We start from the raw sequence: 25,173 nt of genomic DNA, 5'->3' as shown, positions 1-25,173 counted from the left end.
TAAAAGGCCAGAGATTATAGAAACTCTGGCCTTTTGTTATTTGCACTTGTGGGTAGACAAGATACAATAGAGGGCCTTCTACTTCTCTATGTTGTGATATGGCCAAATCAGATCTACAAGTCGATACTCTAAAAGTTCCACCGCATTCAATTGAAGCCGAGCAGTCTGTACTCGGTGGCTTGATGCTCGACAACGAAGCCTTTGACCGTGTTGCGGAATTGGTGGTGTCGCATGACTTTTACACCAGAACCCATAAGCTGATCTTCGAAGCAATGGAAAAACTGGTGGAGCTAGGTCAGCCCATCGATTTAATTACCATTTCTGAGAACTTAGAAAAGAATCATCAGTTAGAGACAATTGGTGGCTTTTCTTACCTTGCTGAAATCGCGAAAAATACACCCAGTGCAGCAAACATTGACGCGTATGCGAGCATTGTTCGCGAGCGTGCCGTTGTTCGTGAAATGATTGGGGTTGCGAATGAAATCGCCGAAGCGGGTTTTAATCCTGAAGGACGTGATAGTCATGAGTTGTTAGACTTAGCGGAAAGCAAGGTGTTTAAAATTGCTGAGCAGCGCTCAAAAAGCACCGAAGGTCCGCAAAGTATTCATAGCATTCTTGAAAAGACCGTTGATAAAATCGAAGAGCTTTATCAGTCACCACAAGATGGTGTAACTGGGGTCAGCACCGGATATGGTGATTTAGATAAAATGACCGCAGGTTTACAGCCTTCTGATCTCATCATCGTAGCAGCCCGTCCATCGATGGGTAAAACGACGTTTGCGATGAACTTAGCCGAGCATGCAGCGATGACGCAAGACAAACCGGTTTTGATTTACTCGTTAGAGATGCCGTCAGATCAGATCATGATGAGGATGCTTGCTTCACTAGGTCGTATCAACCAGACCAAGGTTCGTACAGGTCAGTTAGACGATGACGATTGGGCACGACTGTCTTCAACTATGGGGTTGCTGATGGAAAAGGGCAAGATGTACATTGATGATGCATCTGGCCTGACTCCGACGGATGTGCGCTCAAGAGCTAGGCGTATTGCTCGCGATCACGGTGGGATTAGCATGATCATGGTGGATTACCTCCAGCTTATGCGCGTACCTAGCCTCTCAGATAACCGTACGCTGGAGATTGCTGAGATCTCTCGCTCATTAAAAGCGCTGGCAAAAGAGCTACAGTGTCCAGTTATTGCACTGTCTCAGCTTAACCGTACACTAGAACAACGAGCTGATAAACGTCCTGTTAACTCAGACTTACGTGAATCAGGCTCTATTGAGCAGGATGCCGACTTAATCATGTTTATTTACCGTGATGAGGTTTATAACGACGATAGCCCAGATAAGGGCACTGCTGAAATCATCATAGGTAAACAGCGTAATGGTCCAATCGGTAAGGTTAGGTTAACCTTCCAAGGTCAATACTCTCGATTCGATAATTACGCAGGTCCTGCAATGGACGACGAATATTAACCTCTACCTGATTGAGTCGTAAAATGAGATTAGCGAGTGCTGAAATAGACTTAACCGCGCTGCAAGAGAACTTGCGGCTAACGCAAAAGTTAGCGCCAAAAAGCAAGATCATGGCTGTGTTAAAAGCAAATGCTTATGGCCATGGTCTAGTTAAAATAGCACAGCACTTACAAGATGCAGATGCCTTCGCCGTGGCCAGAGTGGACGAGGCATTAGCGCTTAGAACGGGTGGCATCACAAAGCCGATTGTACTCTTAGAGGGCTTTTTTCACTCCTCAGATCTGCCCATTTTACTAGCCAACAACCTACAAACTATCGTACATGATATTTCCCAACTCGAAGCCATTGAGCAAGCGAATTTGGAATCTCCACTGACGGTATGGCTAAAAATCGATACTGGTATGCATCGTTTAGGCGTTGAACCGGAGGAGTTTGAACACTTTTACTCTCGTCTGAAATGTTCTAACAACGTGGCCGAAAAAATCCATCTGATGACCCACTTTGCTTGTGCTGATGATGTCGGCGACAATAAAACAGAAATACAGCAAGTTCTGTTTAAGTCACTGGTTGGTCAAAGTCATGCTCCGCTTTGCCTTGCGAATTCAGCTGGGATCATCGGCTGGCCAGAATCACATGGTGATTGGATCAGGCCAGGATTAATGCTCTATGGAGTTTCCCCTATGTTAGGGCGTGTTGGTCAGCAACATGGGCTTAAACCTGTTATGCGTCTTACCACCAAAGTAATTGCCATAAAGCATGTTAAAGCCCATCAAGCGGTTGGATATGGCAGCCGTTGGCAAAGTGAACAAGATACGTATCTTGCCGTGATCGGAGTTGGCTATGGTGACGGCTACCCGAGACATGCAAAAGTGGGCACGCCTGTTGTTATTCGTAATCGACGTTACGGTATTGTTGGGGCTGTATCTATGGATATGATAAGTATCAATATTGGTGATAACCCAGATAACATAGAGGTAGGCGATGAAGTGGAAATGTGGGGACCCAACCTTCCGGTAGAAGAAGTGGCGCAATGCGCTGAAACTATACCCTATGAGCTGCTATGTAACGTCACCCCAAGGGTGAGTTACGAGTATATTGAGGCTTAGAGCAAAGGCAGAGCCCTGCAACTAGCGCTTTTGACCCTGTATTGTTGCGATTATACGCCTAGCTCCGCCGTGGTCTCGGTGTTCCCCTAAATATATTCCTTGCCAAGTTCCCAAATGCAAGCGACCTTGAGCAATAGGAATGGTGACTTCACATCCTAAAGTGCTGGCTTTGATGTGGGCTGGCATGTCATCGTCACCTTCATAGTCATGGCGATAATAACTCTGCCGTTCTGGAACAAAATGATTAAAGTGGCTTTCCATGTCCATGCGCACTGTCGGATCGGCATTTTCGTTGACGGTTAAGCTTGCCGAGGTATGTTGAATAAACAGATGAAGCAGGCCGACATCGTAGTCATGTAGTTCCGGCAACTGAGTGATAATTTCGTCATCAATCAAGTGAAAGCCCCGCTTTCGAGGCTTTAAGGTGATTTGCTTTTGAGTCCAGCTCATAAAATGGTATGTCCTTTTGAACCGAAGTTTCGGATAATTAATGTCTTACTGGCAGCCTGATATTGGTGCGTAAATTCGCCTTGCCTACAGGATTTACGAGAGCAGGGTGCGAAAGCGGAGTTATCCTGAAAACTCTATGGTTAGATAAGGAAGTAATACCAATTGAATTAACTCTCTAATCAATTTGAAGGATGAAATAGCATAGTAGCGTCGTTAAAAATTTCTCATTTAGAACAACTGAATAGCAAAATTTTTGCCTTGCTACTAACGCTATCTCTGTGCTTCAAATAACTCATTTACTTAATACATTTGGCATAATTCAATGTGACTTTAAAAACAATGAGTTTGCTCATTCCTTATCTAAACCTTAGGTTAGTTAGGCGAGTTTATCGAAGCTAACTTCAATATTGGCGTTACCATCTGGAGAAGTGAAAGGCATAATTAACTTTGGACCGTCACACTTATGGGTGATCGTATGACCAGAACCTGAGACAACTACAGGCGTTGCCATATCAAACTCATAGCCCTTTTCACCGAGTAAGTTCTTGGCACCGCCAGTGACCATATTGGTTATTTCACCAACCATATCTGTCACATCTTCGTTGATAGAATCTGGACGCTCACCCAGCATACGCTCCATGATGGTTAATGCTAGGTTCTCTTCGAATGTGATAGAAAACGAACCTTTAGTTTGTGGGCCTACCATACCAATTAGGCCTGAGACATCACCCTGTGCGACTTCATCCTTCTTCACCTTAGGTTTTCCTGGCGTCAATTCGGTTTGCGCCATAGTTGCTAATACATTGATTAGAGATGATAAAAAGGGGTTGATGAATTCTACATTCATATAGACTTTCCCTTACGCATATTTGGTTAATTCGTGTTGCTGTTTGTGTTAAGTGTAGTTTCGATTTCTCTCCACTGCACTTAATCTTTACATTTTTCGCAACGGCCGTGAGCTTCTATTGTTTGCTCAGTGACTACAAATCCGGTTTCTGCAGCTAGGTTGTTTAATTCGTGTGAAATCGCATTTGAATGTAACTCTTGAACGTTTCCACAGCTGTCACAGATCAGTAGTTGTACAGGATGCATATGATCGAAATGATGGCAAAGCATAAACGCATTGGTGCTTTCAATTTTATGGATAAAGCCCAATTCAGATAGAAAGTCTAGTGCACGATAAACGGTTGCAGGTTTCGCAGCTGACTCAGTCAGTTTTAGCTCTTCGAGTAAATCGTAAGCGCCTACGCCCCCTTGTTTAGAAGCAAGTAATCGAAATACTTTTTCTCTAATTGGGGTAAAGCGTGCACCGCGGTTATCACATACTTGCTTGGCTTTGCTAACTAGTAACTCTATATTCATGATTTTTAATCCTTACACTGCCCTGCAATACTAACATATTATTTTTATTAGTCTTGCCTTTACCTAGATTAATTATATCTGATAGTGGGGAGTTGTTTTCACAGTCTGGTTTTGTGTTTGGAAAAATAACTCAAACTGCTGTGCGGAAAGAGGTTTACTGATTAAGTATCCTTGACCGAAATCACACCCTAGCTGTCGTAGTATTTGCAGTTGCTCTTGTGTTTCGACTCCTTCAGCAACAACCTTCATTGAAAGGTTATGCGCCATGGCTATTATGGTTTTTACCAGCGCTCTAGACTCTTTAGAAGGCAACATGTCTGAAATAAAGCTTTGATCAATTTTCAGCACATCAAAAGGGTAGTGACGGAGGTAGTTGAGAGAGGAATAACCGGTCCCAAAGTCGTCTAAAGACAATTTAAACCCTAGGTCATGCAGTTTATTCAAGGTCTGCTTTACTTGAATTTGGGCCGAAATTAACACACCTTCGGTGATCTCAAGCTCTATATATTGATTACTATTAGGTATCCTTTCAGCCAGTGAGGCAATTTTTTTTAACAGTGCCGGATCTTTAAATTGTCTTGGTGAAAGGTTAATGGCTATTTTAAGGTCTGGTTGTAATGTACTGTGCCAGCTATGCGCTTGTTTTATTGCACTAGATAATACAAACAGCCCAATGTCTACGATTAATCCGCTTTGCTCTGCTATGGGAATAAATTCGGCTGGAGAAACCGCACCGAGCGTTTTGCTGTGCCAGCGTAGCAGGGCTTCAGCACCAAATACTTCGCCTGTATCTGTATAAAATTGTGGTTGATAAAATACTTCAAACTCGTTGTCAGCCACAGCGACTCGCAATGCTTCTTCGACTTCAATTCGACGAGCCAATTGCAGACTCATCTTTTGATTAAACAGGCAGTAGCTATTGCGGCCGTTGTTTTTAGCGTTATACATGGCTGTGTCTGCACAGCTCAGGAGTTCTGTGGGGGTATTAGCATCCACAGGAAAAACGGCAACACCAATACTGATTGAAACATTAAATTCTTTGTCGTCTACTTCTATGGGTTGATGGAACAGCTTAACCAGCATGTCGGCAACCGCGGTGATGTCTGATATTTGCGTGAAGCCGCCCATCAAGATAATAAATTCATCTCCGCCAAGCCGTGCAATGGTATCTTGTTCGCGTACAGACAATTTAAAACGCTCTCCAGCGGCCACCAGTACTTTGTCGCCAGCCTCATGCCCCAGAGTGTCATTGATCCGTTTAAAGTCGTCTAAATCAATAAAAAATACGACGCTTAGCTCGTCTTTTCGCTCTGCATCCAAGATTTGTTGTGCTAGCCGCTCCATCGCTAAAAATCGGTTCGGCAGGTCGGTTAAAGCGTCGTAAAATGCATGATGTAAAATCACTTCTTCTTGGCGTTTTTTCTCGGTGATATCCCGTACTGCAATGACCAATTGGTCTGTTTCGGGGATTGGCGACAGTCTTGCTTCAAAAAGTTTGGCTTGTCCTGCGATGGTGAGAGGATATTCTATCTGAGTGAGTTGGTGACCTTGATTTGCTGAGTTTATCGCGTGGCTAAACTGTTTTGCTGCATGAGGAGGTAACACGTCTGCCATTTTTTTATTAATAAACTGATCTGGTGAGATATAAAGGTCGTCAGCGTTACCTGTGTGACATTCTTGAATAGTACCGTCGGTGTTAATGATAAAAAATATGTCTGGTAAGGCTTTAAATACACTGTTTATTAAGGCGTGACGACGTTTCAACTCTGTATTACTTTCTAGCTGTTGTTGCCAGTTTTTTTCAAGTATTTGCGCCATCTTATTAAGCTGGTGGGCAAGTACACCAAACTCGCCATTTCCCACAATGCTTACTCTGCTGCTGAGTGATTTAGTCGAAGTTCGCTGCCAATTTGAATCAGTCTTTGTATGGGGTTGTGGATAAAGTAATGGGTGAAGCTGAGCAGGGCAACAACAATAACGGCTAGAGAGGCTGCAAGGATAGCAGCTTTAGTGAGTAAGTGTTGCCTCAGCGACAAAAATATACTACTCACGTCATACACCGCAACTATTCTAACAAGGTTGCCAGAGTTGCCAGCTGGCAGCGTTGAAGCGACAGGAATGACAGCTACAAAGGACTGTTTTTGGGGATAAAAGGTAATCATAAGATCAACAGCATTAAATGCGGCTGTTCTTTGCTTTGCCGTTACCATGTTGTTCAATATTTGCAAGCCGGCTTGAGCATACTGATTAGCGTACACAAGCTGCTCATCTTGAACGAGAAAGAGTGCCTTGTACTTAGTGTCAGAATAATAATCTTTCAGTGTAGGCTCAATTTGGTTACTTCGCTCAGTCATCAGATCGCTGGAGATATGCTTACTTAACCGAGTTAGGCTTTGTTCTAGCTTTTGTTCATAGGTGTCGAGTAACATATCTCGCTGACTGACATAGGTGAATGAGATCACCATAGAGGAAATCAACAGCCCGCAAAACACTGTTCCCCAACTTAGCGTTTGCTTTAAATTAATAGAAATCACCCGATTAGTCATAGATACCCAATGTAATAAAGTCCTTAATATCTTTTGGTGGATTACCGCGGTGGCTCAAAAGTGTTGAACGTCTCGGTATTAGGCTGCTGAAGTGACATAAGCATGCTTCCATACTAGTGTAGTTCAGCTGTTTATTTTTGTACTAAATTTCAACAAATTAATCTTATGAGCATATGGGTATTTTCCGTCAGAATATGCGTATACCCCTTAGGTCCAATCTTATTTTCTTTCCTATTGACCGCAAACGGATTGCGGACTGTTATGAGGCTTTTTATATTGATTAAAAAGCCAACAAAATAGGTAAGGTAATGAACAAGATCATTAAGTGCACTGTGGCTGGGCTGCTATGTGCGACGGCAAGTACAGCTGCTTTAGCTTACGATAGAATTACAGGCAAAGCTTTTGCGAGCCGCTCTGAGGTGATTGCAACACAGGGAATGGCTGCGACTTCTCAGCCTCTTGCAACCCAAGTTGCACTTGATGTGTTAAAACAAGGGGGAAGTGCGATAGATGCAGCTATTGCTGCTAATGCGATGTTAGGACTGGTTGAGCCAACCGGCTGTGGCATTGGTGGGGATTTATTTGCCATCGTTTGGGATGCTAAACAGCAAAAGTTATTTGGATTAAATGCATCTGGCCGTTCGCCACAAAGCCTTACCTTAGAAACCTTAAAACAACAAGGCGATAAAATTCCCAGTTATGGTCCGCTTCCCGTTTCAGTTCCTGGTGCCGTTGATGGCTGGTTTGAGCTTCACAGTAAATTTGGCAAATTGCCGATGAAACAATTGCTCCAGCCTAGTATTGAATACGCCAGAAATGGCTTTCCTGTATCTGAGTTGATTGCGTATTACATGCAGCGTTCGGTGTCTGCTCGTAAGCAGTACCCAGGATTTAAACAAGTATTCATGCCCGATGGCGAAATGCCTAAAAAGGGGGAGATATTTAAAAACCCAGCACTTGCTAACACTTATGAGTTACTCGCAGAACAAGGTCGCGACGCCTTTTATCAAGGTGACATTGCCAGAGAAATCGACCGCTATATGAAAGCCAATGGCGGATATTTAAGTTATCAAGACTTGGTTGAGCATCGTAGCGAGTGGGTTGAGCCTGTTAGTGCGGATTATCGGGGTTATACCTTATGGGAGTTACCACCGAATGGGCAGGGAATAGCTGCTCAGCAAATTCTCAATATTCTTGAAGGCTATGACATTAAAGCGATGGGTTTTGATAGCTCTGAGTATGTACATACTTTTGTGGAGGCGAAAAAGCTGGCCTTTGCTGACAGAGCAAAGTACTACGCGGATCCAGACTTTAATGAGATCCCTGTTGAAACACTGATTTCGCAAGAATATGCAGATAAAAGGCGTGCATTGATTGACCCAAACAAAGCGGCTAAGCGTGACCATGCAGGCCCTGTTGATGGCGATACTATCTATCTCACTACAGCTGATAAAAACGGCAATATGGTGTCGCTGATCCAAAGTAACTTTCGTGGAATGGGCTCGGGGATGACACCTGCCAAGCTCGGTTTTGTATTACAAAATAGAGGTGAGCTATTTGCGTTAGATAAAAACCACTATAACGGTTACGCACCGGGTAAAAGGCCATTTCATACTATTATTCCTGCTTTTGTCACCAAAGATGGGAAACCTTGGATGAGTTATGGAGTGATGGGAGGCGCCACTCAGCCACAAATGCATGCACAAATCCTAATTAATATGATCGATTTTGGTATGAACCTGCAAGAAGCGGGCGATGCCCCAAGAATTTTACACAGTGGTTCATCACAGCCAACAGGCGAAATAATGACTGACGGCGGTTATGTGAGTCTAGAGTCAGGTTTTGCTATGGAAACTCGCAGAGAGTTAATAAAAAAAGGTCATAAATTACAACAAGCCGTGGGTCCATATGGTGGCTATCAGGCAATTATGCGAGATAGTAAAACAGGGGTTTACTATGGCGCGTCTGAAACCAGAAAAGATGGCCAAGCCGCTGGATATTGAGTTGCTGCGTTAATGTGGCATTCACATGAATTGTAACAGTTAATATACTTCGATTTTTGTTAGTGTGATGTAATATGATTTTGAAGTTATATCTATGCTGAATTGGGCAAATGGAAATTCAAGGAACAATACCATGACAAAAACAATAACAAAGCGAAGTATCTTATCAATGCTGGTGGCTGGTGTATTATCAACTCAAAGCTGGGCGGTGTTGGCGGATACTATTACTAATAATGTCTATTCGGAGAAAGGCTTAGCGGGCACGCTTACCCAAGAGCAAATCGACGATCAAAATTACAAGGCTAAAATCGAGTTTGGTTGGAATAACCGTCGTATCTTGATTGACGAGACTCTCCAGCTAAATGATCAAGGTATGCCAATTAAACTCAGTCTTCAAGGTCGTTCAGCCTTTGGCTCAACAATTGACGAGTCGTTTAGTTATAACAAGGGGATCGCCCAGTGGAAAAGTGTGAATGAGTCAGGGATCAAGGCTGATGCGACTCTCGACTTTTACATCCCCGCTAATAATCATTTCGCGCTAGACAATGCAATAATGCGTTATGTTCTGAAAAACAACAAATACGAACTAGATGTTTACCCTCAAGGTAAAATGCTGATCGAAAAAATGAAGACCATTACGCTTGGCGAGCAAACGGTTCATCTATTGGTAACCAGTGGCCTGAGCCTTACTCCTAATTTTGCCTGGTATGACGATGATGGTAACTATTTTGCGCAGAGCTGGGGGCCTATGTATGTATTGCGTGACGGCTATACCAAAACCCAATTTGAACAGCTAGAAGCGATTCAAAAACAAGCTGAGCAACAGCATTTAGAAAACCTTGCGAAAAAGTTGACACACGATGTGCCAAATCTACTTATTGAACATGTTGCGGTGTTTGACGGTGAGCAGAAAAAGCTACTGAACAATCGCGATGTACTGATCCAAAATGGCAAAATTGTTGAGATAGCCAAACACATCAACCAGCAAAATGGTGTGGTGAGTATTAATGGTAAAGGAAAAACCTTGCTCCCAGGTCTTTGGGATATGCATGGTCACTTATCAAAAGAAAACGGTATTTTGAATATTGCTAATGGCGTGACAAGTGTAAGAGACATGGGGAACGAACATGACAATATTATGGAGATCGAAGCGCTTTTTAACGCCAACCAAGTTTTAGGTTCACGTGTATATCGTGCCGGCTTTATGGATAAGTACAGTGAAAACTCTGCAGGTCTAAGTGTTAAGTCACTGGAAGAGGCGCTTGATACTGTCGACTTCTTTGCAGATAACGGCTACGTTCAAGTAAAGCTGTATTCTTCAATCGATCCAAGCTGGGTAAAGCCTATCTCTGAACGTGCCCATAGTCGTGGATTGAGGCTAAGTGGTCACGTGCCTGCATTTATGACGGCAGAGCAAGCGATTGCAAATGGATATGATGAAATTCAGCACATAAATATGTTGTTTTTGAATTTTCTTGCCGGCGAAGAAGTGGATACACGAACCCAGAAGCGCTTTTCGCTAATGGGTGAGCAAGCTTCTGGCTTGTCACTCGATAGCCCTGAAATGAATGCTTTTGTTAAGCTACTGAGCGATAAAAAAATTGTTGTGGATCCCACAGTATCCACATTTAGAAGTTTGCTCATGTCTGAAGATCAAAAGGTTAACCCAGAATTTGCAGCGATTGCAGAGCATATGCCTATTGCGTTTACTCGAGGCTTAAAAGGTGCAGAAATGCATGTTGACGAGCAGTTTAAGCTCAGTTATCAAAAGTCTGGTGAAGCGATGCAGAAAATGCTGAAGAAGCTCTATGATGCGGGAGTACCTATGGTGCCCGGTACAGATAATATTGCTGGTTTTACACTGATCCGAGAGCTAGAGCTGTATGTAGATGCAGGTATTCCAGCGGCCGATGTGCTTAATATGGCAACTTTAGATAGTGCTAAATTGATGGGCGTAGCACATCAAACGGGTTCTATTACTAAGGGCAAAGTGGCTGACTTAGTGCTAGTTGACGGTAATCCACTTAACGACATCACGGCGCTACAAAAAATGTCGCTGGTTATAAAAGGTCAACAAGCTTTTAAGCCAGCTGAAATCTACCAAGCGATCGGCGTGAAGCCATTTACCACTTCTCCTGCGTTAAAGTAATAACTGCACCTAGGTAATACCATGAGACGGATGTAGGTAAAGCGAAACTTACACCGTCTCTCTATTGCGCTATCGCTATCCAAAACAGGTAAAAAGCCAATTAATATTCGTACTTGAACAGTTTGTGCGTTTTTTGGCTACTCAACTAATAAAAAATGGTTAAAATTTACCCATGTAATCTTGTGTAATAGATAAATTTACTTTTTTGTTAATAAATAAGTTTATTTATCGAATTCTTGTGCTAGCCTTTTTTGTACAGATCACTGGTAGTTGGTGTGAAACCACAGCTTTTGTGTTTGTTTTACCTGCTGTACCAAGATCTTAATTTTTAAACTCTATTTGATTCTCTGAAGTCGTCAGTCTTTTTTATTTTGTAGTAAAAAAGTTGCCATATTAGTGCGTTAAAGTGACAGTGAGTGATTACAGCAATGTTGTTGATATGCTGCAAGCAAATAGCAAAAGGTGCTGTTGATTAACTTGGCTCGCGGTTTTAGCGGTTAGTTAACCTTTTTAGATATACCCTACAAACGTTCGTCTACTTTAATGAGTGGGTGTCGTGTTTGTTGCGGTTAAGTAATTGATTGGTTTTTTACAACGTTACTGATGGTTAACTGTCGCAAGCCAAATTGATACTGCTCGCGCTGTTGCCAAAGGAATCCCAACCAAGTTATGGGGATGGCATGAATACAAATATTGTTACTATACTCGCGGGTTTAGCGCGTACTCGATCTCAAGATATTGCTTATCAGTACTTTTATGATGAAGCATTACCAAGCAAAACTATTTCCTACCAAGCGCTGCATCAACGGGCAGCAACAATCGCTGAAACACTCAGTGAATATTTTGAACCAGGTGATAGAGCCTTACTACTTTACAACTCTGGTTTTGAGTTTATTGAGGCATTTTTTGCTTGCTTGTATGCCGGGATCATTGCTGTACCGGTTTATCCACCTAAAAAGAATCAAAATGTTGATCGTCTGCGTGCCATCATCGAAGACGCAGGCGCAAAAGGTGCACTGACCAGTGAAAAAATCAATGAAATCGCAAAACCGCTGCTAGATTCTGAACCAAGTCTTGCTCAATTAGCGTTGTTTACCACCGATAACATCGCACTTAAATCGGTGACTCAACAGTGGCCTCGAGGGGACATTCACGGTGAACAACTGGCATTTTTACAGTATACCTCAGGCTCGACGGGCACACCCAAAGGGGTGATGGTAACCCACGATAATATTCTTGATAATCAGGCACTCATGAAAGAAGCCTTTGGGCACGATAGCAACTCTGCGATTGTGAGCTGGCTGCCTCATTTTCATGATATGGGACTCATTTTTGGCATTATGCATCCGATCTACATCGGTGCTACGGCGGCGTTGATGAACCCTGCCTATTTCCTACAAAAACCGCTGCGCTGGTTAAAGTTACTGTCACAAACCAAAGGGTTGACATCAAGCGCTCCAAACTTTGCCTATGACTTGTGTGTGGATACCGTTAAAGAAGAAGATCTCAAAGACTTAGATTTATCCCACTGGCGCTCGGCATTAAACGGCGCTGAGCCGGTACGGGCCAGCACGTTAGAGCGCTTTTATCAAAAGTTTAAAGTGTGTGGCTTGCAAAGAGAGAGCATCGCACCTTGTTACGGCATGGCAGAAACCACTTTATTTGCAACCGGTGGACGTCTTCTAGAAAAACCAACGATATTACGTATTGATGCGACCAAGCTACAGCAGGGTAAAGCCGAACGAGTCGTAGATGAAGATACAGTAGATGCGTTTTATGCGTTAGATGTGGCTGATGAACAGCAGCCTTATTACGCCGTATCTTCTGGCGTGAGTTGGGGCGAGCATAACATTGCGATTGTTAACCCAGAGTCTTTTGAAGCCTGCAATGATGGTGAAACCGGAGAAATTTGGGTAACTGGCCCAAGTGTAGCAAAGGGATATTGGAATAACCAAGCGGCAACCGAGGCGACGTTTCATGCCAGAATTAAAGGTGCTGACGAGCGGGCTTATCTGCGTACTGGCGATTTAGGCTTTATCCAGCGTGGAGAGTTATTCGTTACCGGACGGGCCAAAGACGTACTGATTTTCCGCGGTAAAAACTACTACCCGCAAGATATAGAGCTAACCGTTACAGAAGCAAGCGATAGCTTAGAACAAAATGGCGGCGCAGCGTTTTCGGTCGCTGCTAATGGCGATGAAGAACGTTTGGTGATAGTACAACAAGTAAAGCGTACTGCACTAAGAAAGTTAAATGCCGAGCAGGTATTGCAGCAGATCACCGCTTCGATCGTTGAGCACCACGGCATTACGCCTTATGACATCGTATTGATAAAGCCTGGTCGCATTCATAAAACCTCGAGCGGTAAAATTCAGCGCCAAGAGAATAAGCGCAGTTATTTAGCCGATAATTTTGAAGTAATAGCGCGTGTGCGAGAAGCTACTGTGCCACAGCAAGCTGAGGCGCCATCATCCTCATCGTTACTGCAGCAAATTCAACGGTTATTACAAGATTTAGTCGCACAAGAAATAGATAAGCCCGCGCGTAGCTTGGATATCGATGCCCCATTTTTGGCATTAGGTGTGGATTCGATGAAAGCGGTGCGGATCTCAGGGGAATTAATGGAAGTACACGAGCTAGATCTTGAGCCTACGGTACTTTATGAATATCCCTCAATTCGCGAACTAGCCCAGTATTTAAGTCAGTTTAGTACGCTTACTCAAGCCCTAGGACAGACAGAGCTTAACGAGTCGAAAGGCGCCACTGAGCAAGCGAATAAGGCGCAAGCCTCTCGCCGAACTGCACATATTGCAGATACAGATGTTGCCGTGATTGGCATGGCCTGTCGTTATCCTTCAGCAAATGGACTCGATGCATTCTGGCAGCTGTTATGTCAGCAGGGGGATGGGATCACCACGCCAGATCCTAAGCGCCAGCAGCTTTGCCCGAATCTTGAAGCCGACCGACTCGGTGGCTATTTAGAGAAGGTCGATGAGTTTGACGCTGCATTATTCGGCATCTCACCACTTGAGGCCAAGCATATCGACCCGCAACATAGATTACTGCTCCAAACGACTTATCACGCCATACAACATGCCGGTTACCAACCCGCCACGCTCGCAGGTAGCGATATTGGTGTGTATGTTGGTATATCGCAAAATGACTACTTTTTGTTGTCGCAACAACAGCAAAAAAGTACCGCGTATTTAGGCACGGGCACGGCGCTGAGTATCGCAGCAAACCGCATTTCTTATAGCTTTAACTTTACCGGCCCGAGTGTGGCGATTGATACGGCATGCTCGTCATCGCTGGTGGCGCTTCATCATGCAATTCAAGCACTAAGAAATGGAGAAACGCATGCGGCGTTGGTGGCGGGCGTTAACCTTATTCTGAGCGATGATGTGACTAAGGCCTGTGAAAATGCACAGATGTTAGCAGCAGATGGTCATTGCAAAACCTTTTCACAGGCAGCGGATGGCTATGTGCGAAGTGAAGGCGTTGGAGTGGTGATGCTAAAGCCGCTACAACAAGCCATGGCAGACAACGACCCGATTGTTGGTGTACTCAAAGGCAGTGCAATTAATCAAGACGGCCGCAGCAATGGCATTACTGCGCCAAATAGTGCCGCCCAGCAGGCTGTGATCAATGCCGCACTTGGTAATGCCAAGATGCACGCGGGAGATATCCACTATGTGGAAACTCACGGCACGGGTACGGAGCTTGGCGATCCTATCGAGATCACCGGGTTAAACCGCACGTATGGAGAACACCATAGTCGTCATGATCCGGTTATTCTCGGTGCGGTAAAAGCGAATATTGGTCACCTTGAATCTGGTGCGGGTATTGCTGGGCTTATCAAAACGCTGCTGTGTTTACAGCATGGGCAAATTCCTGCACAGCGTTATAGTGAGGTGTTAAACCCGCATATTCCATGGCAAAAACTCCCATTTATGGTGCCGCAAAGTATGCAGGCATGGCCCGTACAACAGGGGGGAATAAGAGCCGCTGGATTAAGCTCTTTTGGTTTTGGTGGTACAAATGCACATGTGATCTGCGCACAAGCGCCAGCACTCGAACCCAGCACACAAGCTGAAGTAACACCGCCTTCGCTTTATCTATTGCCTCTCGCTGCTAAATCGAAAGCTGCATTGCAACAACTTGCTGGTCACTATAGTGAACGATTATCGAGTCTGACTCCTCAAGCATTTGATCACTTCTGCGCACAAAATGCCGAGCAAGTGGCGCTTAAAGGTGTGCATAAAACGTTTAGCGGTGTAAGTAGAGAAGCACTTATTTCGCAACTTAATATTCCGATTATTGCTGAACAGTCCTCGGCAAATGCTACTCCAGAAGTTGCGTTTTTGTTCACTGGACAAGGTTCGCAATACCCCTTGATGGCTCACTCTTTATATCAACACCATGCCGTGTTTCGCAGTCACTTAGATGACATTGACAGTCTGGTTGGCGAGCGCTTTGGAGCACGCTTATTGGATGTGTTATTCGACGAAAAGCACAGTGAACTACTCGCACAAACGCGTTGGACGCAAGTGAGCTTGTTTGCCGTTGAATACAGCTTGGCAAACTTATTGATGCATTATGGGGTAAAGCCATCTCAGCTGCTCAGTCATAGCGTTGGTGAGTATGCAGCGGCTTGTATTGCGGGTGTGTTTTCGCTTCGTGATGGCGTTGAGTTGATTGCTGCGCGTGGTCAGCTAATGCATGAATTACCGATAAAAGGCAGCATGATCGCCGCAAGGTGTGATGAAATAACCGCACAGAATTGCTTGAGCGAGTATCAAGGGCAAGTGGTGATCTCAGCCTTCCATGGTGAGGCAGGGGTGGTATTCTCCGGTGCTGATGAAGCAATCTCTGCCCTCAGTGACGTACTTGCAGCACAGCAAATTAAAGTAAAAGCGCTGTATACGGCAAACGCTTTCCACTCTCCACTGATGAACCCCATGCTAGACGCCTTTAGGAAAGTCGCTGAACAGGTTAGATTCCAACAGCCTCGACTGCCTTTTGTTTCATCCATGACGGGGCAAGTGGAGACTACACGCATTGCAACAGCTGAGTATTGGGTTGAGCAAATTATGGCGCCGGTTCGCTTTGTTGACTGTGTAACCGCGCTTGAATCACTTGAGCATGGCTTAGCGATTGAGCTTGGTCCCAAACCTATTTTGAGTGGCTTACTACAAGAAAACAGCAATAACAAAGCGCTTAATTATGCCCATGTATTGCACCCCAAAGGCGATGACAGCAAGAGGTTCGCCGAGTGTTTGGGCACATACCTCGATTTAGGCGGGCCGCTCGAATGGCAACAGGTGTATGGCAATCGCCCGAGCGTTAGAGCGAGTTTGCCGCAATATCCATTTGATTGCAGCTCATACTGGATTTTTGGGACTGAACAATTACAGCCCGAAGCACAGGCAGTGGTAGATGTAAGTGACCGTGATGCACAAATTCGCAGCTTTGTGTTGAATACCCTAGCGGGGCTATTGTCGATGCCCGCTGATGCCATCCAAACCAACCTCCCGTTGTTAGAAATGGGGGTTGATTCGTTGATGATCATGCAGGCCGTTAGAGTGTACGAGCGGGAATTCGGTTTAGAGTTTAGTGTTCGTCAATTTTATCAAGAACTCAGTGATGTCGATAAGTTAGTGGCCTATATTCAAAGCCATAGTGACTATCTCAAAGCGCCGCAAGGTTCACAACAAGCTGGCAGTTTGCCATCACCTGTATCGGTAACGACTGATACGCCAAAAGGTAGTGCAGTAGAGGCTGACAACCACACGCTTGTCGCTATCTATCAGGCGCAACTACAGGCGGCAAGTGGGGTGACCAACGCTGAAGCAAGAGCTGCGTTAGAAGCGGTGGTGGGTCAGCAGTTACGACACATACAGGGCGAGAAAGTTGCAAACAGCACTACCTCTGTTATAGCTAAAAAAGATGTATCAATGTCTCATCCGAGCAGAGCTCAAGCAGTATTACCGGGCGCACAGCAAAAGCAAGTGCAGCGTGCCAATAGCAGCCCAGCCATGCGTCAACACCTTGCCGCATTGAGTGATGCTTACATTGCGAAAACGCATAGTTCAAAAGCGCTGGTGAGCGAATATCGTGCATGCCTTGCGGATTGCCGAGCATCGGCGGGTTTTAGACTATCGAGCAAAGAGCTACTTTATCCGGTGTTTTCTAAGCGTTGTGAGGGCGCATATATCTGGGATATCGATGATAATCGCTATATTGATATCACCATGGATTTTGGTACTAACTTATTTGGTCACAACCCTGACTTTATCAAAGCTGCGCTGGCACAACAGCTTGAGGCGGGTATGCAACTGGGGCTTGCAAGTCCTGATGCGCCCGAGGTCGCCGCACTTATCTGTGAGCTGACTGGACTTGAGAGAGCATCGTTTTGCAACTCAGGTACAGAGGCGGTAATGACGGCGCTCCGCTTGGCAAGAACGGTGACCAAGCGCGATAAAATTGTTCAGTTCTCAGGTGCGTACCATGGTCACTATGATGGTACTTTAGCAACTGAGTCGCCAGAGCAAGGCGTAGAGGCTATGTGTGCTGGAGTGCGTTATGGCGCAATCGCCGATAATCTTGTTTTACCTTATGGTGATGATGAAGCTCTAGAGGTTATTACCCGAGAGGCGCAACATATTGCCGCGGTGATTGTTGAGCCGGTGCAAAGCCGTCACCCTGAAAATCAGCCTTGGGCGTTTTTACGTAAACTACGTACGCTCACTGAAGCACATGGTATAGCCCTTATTTTTGACGAAATGATCACTGGCTTTAGAGCACATCCAGGTGGCGTTCAAGGATTACTCGGCGTTAAGGCCGATATGGCAACCTATGGCAAAATTGTCGGTGGTGGCATGCCTATCGGTGTTGTCGCGGGGGCCGCTACCTACCTCGATGCCATTGACGGCGGCAATTGGCAATACGGAGATGACTCCTACCCTCTGACCGATACCACCTTCTTTGCCGGGACTTTCTGCAAACACCCTATGACCATGGCAAGTGCCAAAGCGGTGTTGCAAGCTATTAAGTCGCAAGGTCCGGCGTTACAACAGGGGATCAACGACAAAACCGCGGCATTTAAAGCACATCTCAATGCGTTTTTTGAAACCCATGACGTGCCTATTCGAATAGAAGCGTTTGCCTCATTATTCCGCTTTCGCTTTTCGCAAAATCTTGATGTATTTTTTTATGAGATGCTAGATCGCGGTGTGTTTATCTGGGAAGGACGAAACTGCTTTTTCAGCGCCGCCCATACAGATGAAGACATTGCAGCGGTGATAAATGCAGTTGAAGCCAGTGTACTTAGCTTAAAACGTGCGGGTTATTTTGGTGAAACCAATCAACGCGATGACGATGTCGCTTTCCCTCTTAGTCATAGCCAGCAGCAGCTGTTAGCGATGGCGTTGACCTCTAGCGAAGGGGCGAGTGCATATCAATTACAAGCGATATTAAAGCTCTCAGGTAAGCTCGATTTAACGCGGCTGAAACAAGCCGTTAGCGCGGTTTTCCGTGACTTCCCAATCTTGCGTTTTGGTGTCGATAGTGACCGCTTAATGCAATATTGCCGAGTGGAAAAAGCCGAGTTGCATGTTGAGCCATGGAGTGAGGACGACCAAGTAACATTGCAAACGCGGTTATCCGCGCTGCGTTATCAACCATTTGACTTTGCGAAGGATGCGCTTTGTAGAGTGACGTTATTGAGTGATGGCAAAGCACAGCACTATCTAAGTGTTGTGGCTCATCATGTGATCTGCGATGGACTTTCACTACAAATGGTATTGGCTGCAATCGCTGAGCGCTATAATCAAGATGCAAAACAAAATGAAGTGGCAAGCCGAGCTGTTTCCTTTAGTCACTACATTGATAGTTTGCAGGCATATTCGCAGTCACCAGAAGCAGAAAGAAATCATGCTTTTTGGCATCAAAGTTTAACCAATTCGACATCGCTTGAGCTACCAAAGTCGACTACTGTGAGCGCTGCTTCATACCAAGTCAATCAGCTCACACTGCCTATATCATCGAACGCCATCCGAAATAGCGAAACCCTCGCTCAATCTTTGCGGTGTGGGCAATTTGCAACCATGCTTGCTATCTATTGCTTGTGGCTACACAAGTTAAGCGGCCAAACGGTGATAAGTGTCGGTGTGCCGGTATCAGATAGACAACGACTAGCGGCGCAGTTTGAGCCTGAGTTACTCGACCAAGCGTTACTGGGCTATTGCACCAATATCTTGCCCATTGTGGTGGATATGACTGGCCTTAGCACTATCGGTGAGCTGGTACAGCGAGTGCAAAACATAATACTTGACGCTTTTGAGCATCAAACCCACCCATACTCAAGCCTTGCCGATGACCAACTTATTCTACCTAGCACTTTGTTTAATCTAGATAAAGTAACCACTTTACCGAACTTTAATGGGCTAGAAGTCGAAGTGCAGCCAAGTGTAGCGAAATTTGGTCAATTTGAACTCACGACGAACATGACTTGTGTTGAGGGTCAGTGGTCTTTGTTGTTGGAGTATCAAACTGCGCAATTTGATAGTGAGTTGATGACCCAGTACGTGACTAAGTTTGTGCACTTGCTATCGCAGGTTCAGAGTAATACACCGATAGGGGCTCAAAATGAGCTGGTGCAAACCAATGATGATGTCCACCGGTTAGTTGAGTTACCACTAAAACAAGAGCAATCGGTCAAGGTAACAGCGAGTTTTATTGAAACTTGGCAACACAATGTGTCGCGCTGCAGCGGGCATGTGGCGCTGGTAGCCGACGACGTGAGCCTCAGTTATGAGACGCTAGATGCGCGTGTTAACCAGCTCGCTCACTACTTGATGAAGCAGCAGGTAACGCCCAATAGCATCGTGGCGGTGGCATTACCACGCCGAGCTGAGCTGCTGATTGCACTCATGGCAGTGATGAAAGTGGGGGCGGCATTTTTACCGCTTGATTTAACGTTCCCCGATGAGCGCATCGCGCATATCTTGGAGGATGCCAAAGTAAGAGTTGTGCTGTGTGATGCTACCAGTACGGAGTCTGCGTTATTCAATCATGGTGGTTTAAAGCGAGTCTGTATGGATAGCGATGCAGAAGAAATTGCCAAAAGTTCGACTCGCAGCCCAAGCTTACTAATTCAAGCTCAGCAGCGTGCTTACGTGATTTATACCTCTGGCTCAACGGGCCAACCCAAAGGCGTTGAAGTCAGTCATGGGGCATTTGCTAATCTGCTTGCATCTATGTGTCGTGAACCAGGGCTGGTGGCAGATGACCGTTTACTGGCCATCACCACAGTAGCGTTTGATATTGCCTTGCTAGAGTTGTTTGGGCCATTGCTGGTTGGCGGAACTGTGGTGCTGGCAAGCGATGAAAGTGTTAGCGATCCTGCCGTGCTTGGCGCGCTTATTGAGCAGCAACAGATCACCGTGATGCAGGCAACACCAACGCTGTGGCAACTCGTGTTAAATGCAGCGCCAACATGTACCTCTGGCGTAAAAGTATGGAGTGGCGGGGAGCCTTTACCTCAGGCACTGGCCGAGCAGCTACTCAGCAACAGCAAAGCGCTTTATAACTTATATGGACCAACCGAAACCACGATTTGGTCGGCGGTGGCGCATATCGACAATGCCGCAGAGGTCACCATTGGTAAAGGGATACAAAATACCAGCTTATTTGTGCTCCCAACCGAATGCCGTGGAGAAGGATTGCCTTTACCCGATGGCGTATGGGGCGAGTTATACATTGGTGGCAGTGGTGTTGCTATGGGATATTTACATCAAGCTGAGCTAACCCAGCAGCGCTTTATTAATCATCAATTTACAGCTTCCATTAGCCGCCGTTTATACAAAACGGGGGACAAAGCGAGGCGTTTAGCCGATGGCCGCTTTGAAGTAAAAGGACGCTTAGATAATCAAATTAAGCTCCATGGTCACCGTATAGAACTTGGCGATATTAGTTATCACTTGGGGCGCATACTCAACAGTAGTGAGGTCGATGTATGCGTCCAAACACTAGAAACCGGTCGGTGTCTGTGTGGTTATGTGGTTGATGACGGCGACTTATCTGCTGAGTGGTCCTCACCTCGTCTGCGTCAAGCGCTCGGAGAATGGTTACCAAGTTACATGGTGCCAGAGCATTTTGTCTGGTTGAGTCAATGGCCGATGACGCCAAATGGTAAGCGCGACCGAAAAGCACTACCAAAGCCTGCTACTGAGCAAGTATCCGAAATATGCACATTGGCTCCCCGCACTGAAACTGAAAAGCAGCTGCATCAACATTATCTAGCGCTACTCCCTGTTGAGCAGCTGGGCGTCACAGCACGCTTTGTGGATAGTGGTGGCAACTCTGTGATTGGTATGCAACTGGTATCGAGACTCAACCGAGCTTTCAATATTAGATTGACCATTGGCGACATTTTTGAACATGCCAGTATTGCAGAGCTTGCCGAGTGTATTGAAGCGCTAAAACAAGCCCATGATGCCATCGCGGTGGAGACACAAACTCCAGCTGTAGAGAAAGTCAGTGACATTGTGAGCGATCGAGATTTGAGTGCTGCTCTAAGTGATAAATCTATGACGGAGATGGACTTATAATGATGGATAACTTAGCGATTAAACAGTGGTTAGATGAGCTTGACCGTCAACAGATTTATGTTTATTTACAGCAGGATAAGTTAAAACTTAGAACACCGCTTGGACAGGTGCCTGAGGATATTCTTAACAAGATAAAGGCGCATAAAGCTGCGCTTATCTCCTATCTTCAGGGACAGCAAAAGCAATCTGGTGCGCTTTCGGCTGCGCAGCAAAGAATGTGGTTTATTGATAAGTACGAAGGGGGCACTGCGGCCTACAATATGGCTGGGCTAGTTAAATTATCGCAGCCATTTTCTGTCTCAGCGATTGAGCAAGCGTTGAGCCGTTTGGTAGCAAGGCACGACATTTTAAGAACACGATTTATTACGGTTTCAGGGAAGGTAGTTCAGCAGGTTGAACAAGCTGAGGCGATAAAAGTAGCCGTGATGACAGTGGCTGAAGACACCTTACCTAATCAGCTTCCTGAGTCGATTAAGCAAGCTGCGCAGTACCAATTTGATCTAGCCAATGAGTCGCTACTGCAAGTAACGGCTTTGGTAAACAACTCTCATACTGCTTGCCGTTGGTTACTCGTTAACATGCATCATATTATCAGTGATGGTTGGAGCGTGACTGTGTTTATCAACGCGCTGCTGTACGAGCTAACGGAGGAGTGTCTTGACACCCCAGCATTACAGTATATGGACTATGTGCACTGGGAGCAGCAATTAAGACAATCCCCTGCTTATCAACAACAATTGGATTATTGGACTGAGCAGTTAGCGGCATTTACACCGTTTGAGCTGCCCACCAGCTATCCAAGAAAAAAAGAAAAACAGTATCAGGGTGGCACAGTTCGTTGTGCGTTTAATACGGAGCAAATACAACAATTAGATGAAGCCTGCCAGCGCGACGGCGTAACACATTTTACCGCCTTGCTTGGTGTGTTTTACATCTTGCTTTATCGCTACAGTGAGCAAGCCGATATTACTTTAGGGGTGCCGGTTGCTAATCGTCAGCAAAGCGAGTTTGAAGCTATGCTTGGCTGCTTTATTAATACCTTGCCACTGCGTATTCAATTAAACGGTCATCACTCCATGAGTGAGGCGATTAAGGCACTACAATACAAGGTATTACAAGGGCTTGGTAATCAAAATGCTGCGGTGGAAGACATCATTGAAGCGCTGGAACTACCCAAATCCGCTGCGCATTCCGCCTTATTTCAAGTGTTATTTAACTACAATGGTGTAGCAAGTAATAAGGTGTCGGTAAATAACCAATTAGCAGCCGAGTTAATTGCTCTAGATAATGGCACTGCGAAATTTGACTTAACGCTATCTGTTGATGATACAGATGAATACCTTGTGTGTGACTTTGTTTACGCCACAGGGCTTTATGACCGTATGCTCATTCAGCAATTTGCCGATGATTATCTGGCACTCGTGGGGTGTTACTGTGCCAAAGAGACGCTGCCAATTGATGACTTGGTGCTTAAATCAACGAACGTACCGGCAAAGGCGGCGGATATCAATGACAACATCAGCCAGCCGATGCTGGTCCCGCAAGCAATCAGAGAGATAGCGCAAACCCAAGGCGAGGCGATAGCCGTGGTGGTGCCAAGCACCAATGTTGAAGCATCACGCACCCTAACTTATCAGCAGCTGTATGCCCAAAGCGTGCAAATTGCCAACAACTTACACGCAGCCACGTCAATTATTGCGCTGATAACAACAGGTAATGTGAGTGATATTGTCACTATGCTTGGCGTAATGCAAAGTGGTCGCGCGTATTTACCTATTGATGGCAACATGCCTGCGGCCAGAGCGCTACAAATGCTAGCGCAAGCTGAGTGTAATACAGTGGTGGTAAGTGTAGAAACGCCACTTTGCCAAACGTTACGAGAAGCTGACATTCAGGTGCTTGACTACACTGAGCTGAGCCAAAATAACGGCGCGCCGCAGCAAGTGTTTTCATCAAGTGATGATGAGCGTGCGTATGTGATGTTTACTTCAGGGTCAACTGGTACGCCCAAAGGGGTCGAAATCAGCCATGGCGCACTGAGCCATTATTGCAGCAGCATCGCAGCACGATTGAGTTATAACCAAAGTACGCGAGCGGGCGTGGTCACAGGGCTTGCCACGGACTTATGCTTAACGGCTGTCTATCCGGTGCTTATTCATGGTGGCACTGTGGTACTCACCCTTGCAGATCAAGCGCCAGAACCGGCTGAAATCGCAGCCAAGTTAGTGGCTGAGCAAGTTAACTTGATTAAATTAACCCCTTCTTTTGCCGCGGTGCTTTTGCCTCAGTTTACTGAGCAAAAGCCCGCTATTTCGCAGTGGGTGTTAGGTGGAGAAGCATTGGGTGAGCAGCTTGTTGATAGCATTCGCACGCTAACGCCCTCGGCGCGTATTTTCAACCATTATGGTCCGACGGAGGCCTGTGTTGGAGTGGTTTGTCATGAAGTCACAGACAGCAAGCTAACCGGCCACAGTTACCCAATCGGTACGCCTTTGGCACATGTTATCACCTGCGTACTCAACAAACAGGGGAAGCCGACCCCTGCGGGCATGCCTGGTGAGCTTTATATTGGTGGGGCAAGCCTTGCCAAAGGATATATAAATGCGCCTTCAGAGACCGCTGCTCAGTTTATAAGTGTCTTGCAAAATAGCGGTCAACGCACGCGTTTTTACCGCAGTGGTGATAGCGTTAGGCTGAATGCGAGCGGTCAGCTTGAATTTCTTGGTCGAATTGACAAACAAGCGAAAATTCGCGGTTTTCGTGTTGACCTCAATGAAATAGAAGCTGCACTGTTAGCGCTTGATGAGGTATCGCAAGCTGCGGTAGTCGTGCGTAAGCTCGGCAAACAAGACGCTTTGGTTGCTTTTGTGGTAAGTGTTGATAACAACCTCTGCGCTGCAACCAATTTGCGCGAGGTGATCCGTCAAGGCTTGAAGCGGCGCTTGCCCGAGCCGATGATCCCAAGCTGGATAGAGCTTTGCCAGCACTTACCCACCCTGAGTAATGGCAAGATAGACCGCCAACAATTACAGTCTTTGGCATTAACTTCTCAAAGCCAAAGTAGTGAGGTGGCGAGTGCGTTGCAGCGACAGTTAATCACACTCTATCAAACCTTAACGGGCGCACCAGAAGTGGGGCTGCACGATAGCTTTTTCAGCATCGGTGGTCACTCTTTATTGGCCATGCAATTACTCAATGAATTAAGAGCTCTGCTCTCGGTGGAAGTGAGCTTAAAGCAGCTGTTTGCCAATCCTAGCGTATTTGAACTAAGCGAGATGTTGGCTAACGCTCAGTCTCAATCTTCATTACCAAGTCTACAACCTGCGCCATCACAGCCTAGTTATCCTTTGTCATTTGCACAGCGGCGCTTGTGGTTTGTTGATCAACTGCAAGGGCACAGCAACCAGTATAACCTACAGGGTATATTCCAATTGCAAGGCAAGCTGAATACTGAAGCCTTAGAACAAGC

The 25,173-nt window shown here is 45.7% G+C and carries 11 protein-coding genes (1 of these 11 only partly in view); 6 read left to right on the top strand and 5 right to left on the bottom strand.

From position 1 onward, the window contains the following. Positions 1–98: 98 nt before the first annotated feature. Positions 99–1,478: a replicative DNA helicase gene (dnaB, locus tag CEX98_RS01560; protein WP_099640388.1), complete on the top strand. Its 1,380-nt coding sequence runs from the start codon at positions 99–101 to the stop codon at positions 1,476–1,478. A 23-nt stretch (positions 1,479–1,501) separates the two neighbouring features. Then, a complete protein-coding gene (gene alr / locus CEX98_RS01555) occupies positions 1,502–2,584 on the top strand; it encodes an alanine racemase (protein WP_099640387.1) in 1,083 nt (360 codons plus the stop codon). Between the two features lie 21 nt (positions 2,585–2,605). On the opposite strand, the gene CEX98_RS01550 is transcribed toward alr, so the two are convergent. The 5 genes from CEX98_RS01550 to CEX98_RS23170 form a co-directional block, all read right to left on the bottom strand. Continuing rightward, entirely contained in the window at positions 2,606–3,034 is a 429-nt protein-coding gene (locus CEX98_RS01550; protein WP_099640386.1) for a secondary thiamine-phosphate synthase enzyme YjbQ, read from the bottom strand. A 376-nt stretch (positions 3,035–3,410) separates the two neighbouring features. Continuing rightward, the gene (locus CEX98_RS01545) at positions 3,411–3,881 is read right to left on the bottom strand and encodes a chemotaxis protein CheX (protein WP_099640385.1); all 471 of its coding nucleotides are present in this window, start codon (positions 3,879–3,881) and stop codon (positions 3,411–3,413) included. A gap of 80 nt (positions 3,882–3,961) precedes the next feature. Beyond that, positions 3,962–4,396, bottom strand: a complete 435-nt coding sequence (locus CEX98_RS01540) for a transcriptional repressor (protein WP_099640384.1) — start codon at positions 4,394–4,396, stop codon at positions 3,962–3,964. A 72-nt stretch (positions 4,397–4,468) separates the two neighbouring features. Next, the gene (locus CEX98_RS01535; protein WP_242441593.1) at positions 4,469–6,259 is read right to left on the bottom strand and encodes a putative bifunctional diguanylate cyclase/phosphodiesterase; all 1,791 of its coding nucleotides are present in this window, start codon (positions 6,257–6,259) and stop codon (positions 4,469–4,471) included. Positions 6,260–6,264: 5 nt separating this feature from the next. Further along, positions 6,265–6,942, bottom strand: a complete 678-nt coding sequence (locus CEX98_RS23170) for a hypothetical protein (RefSeq protein ID WP_242441592.1) — start codon at positions 6,940–6,942, stop codon at positions 6,265–6,267. Positions 6,943–7,250: 308 nt separating this feature from the next. Here CEX98_RS23170 and ggt point away from each other — a divergent pair, with 308 nt between their 5' ends. The 4 genes from ggt to CEX98_RS01515 all read left to right on the top strand — a co-directional run. After that, positions 7,251–8,945, top strand: coding sequence for a gamma-glutamyltransferase (ggt, locus tag CEX98_RS01530; RefSeq protein ID WP_099640383.1), 1,695 nt, complete (start codon positions 7,251–7,253; stop codon positions 8,943–8,945). A gap of 133 nt (positions 8,946–9,078) precedes the next feature. After that, a complete protein-coding gene (locus CEX98_RS01525; RefSeq protein WP_099640382.1) occupies positions 9,079–11,094 on the top strand; it encodes an amidohydrolase family protein in 2,016 nt (671 codons plus the stop codon). A gap of 680 nt (positions 11,095–11,774) precedes the next feature. Continuing rightward, positions 11,775–21,704 (top strand): hybrid non-ribosomal peptide synthetase/type I polyketide synthase, encoded by a 9,930-nt coding sequence (locus CEX98_RS01520; RefSeq protein ID WP_099640381.1) that lies wholly within the window; start codon positions 11,775–11,777, stop codon positions 21,702–21,704. After that, positions 21,704–25,173, top strand: partial view of a non-ribosomal peptide synthetase gene (locus CEX98_RS01515; RefSeq protein WP_099640380.1) — the start only. The gene runs 6,358 nt beyond the window's last position; 3,470 of the gene's 9,828 nt are visible here — the first part of the coding sequence; its start codon is at positions 21,704–21,706; its stop codon lies beyond the right edge, outside the window. Before CEX98_RS01520 ends, CEX98_RS01515 begins: the two co-directional genes overlap by 1 nt.

The organism is Pseudoalteromonas piscicida (assembly GCF_002744175.1).
GTDB classification, from domain to species: Bacteria; Pseudomonadota; Gammaproteobacteria; order Enterobacterales; family Alteromonadaceae; genus Pseudoalteromonas; species Pseudoalteromonas piscicida_B.
The sequence above is the reverse complement of the archived record's forward strand: the minus strand, read 5'-3'. Positions and strand labels throughout refer to the sequence as shown.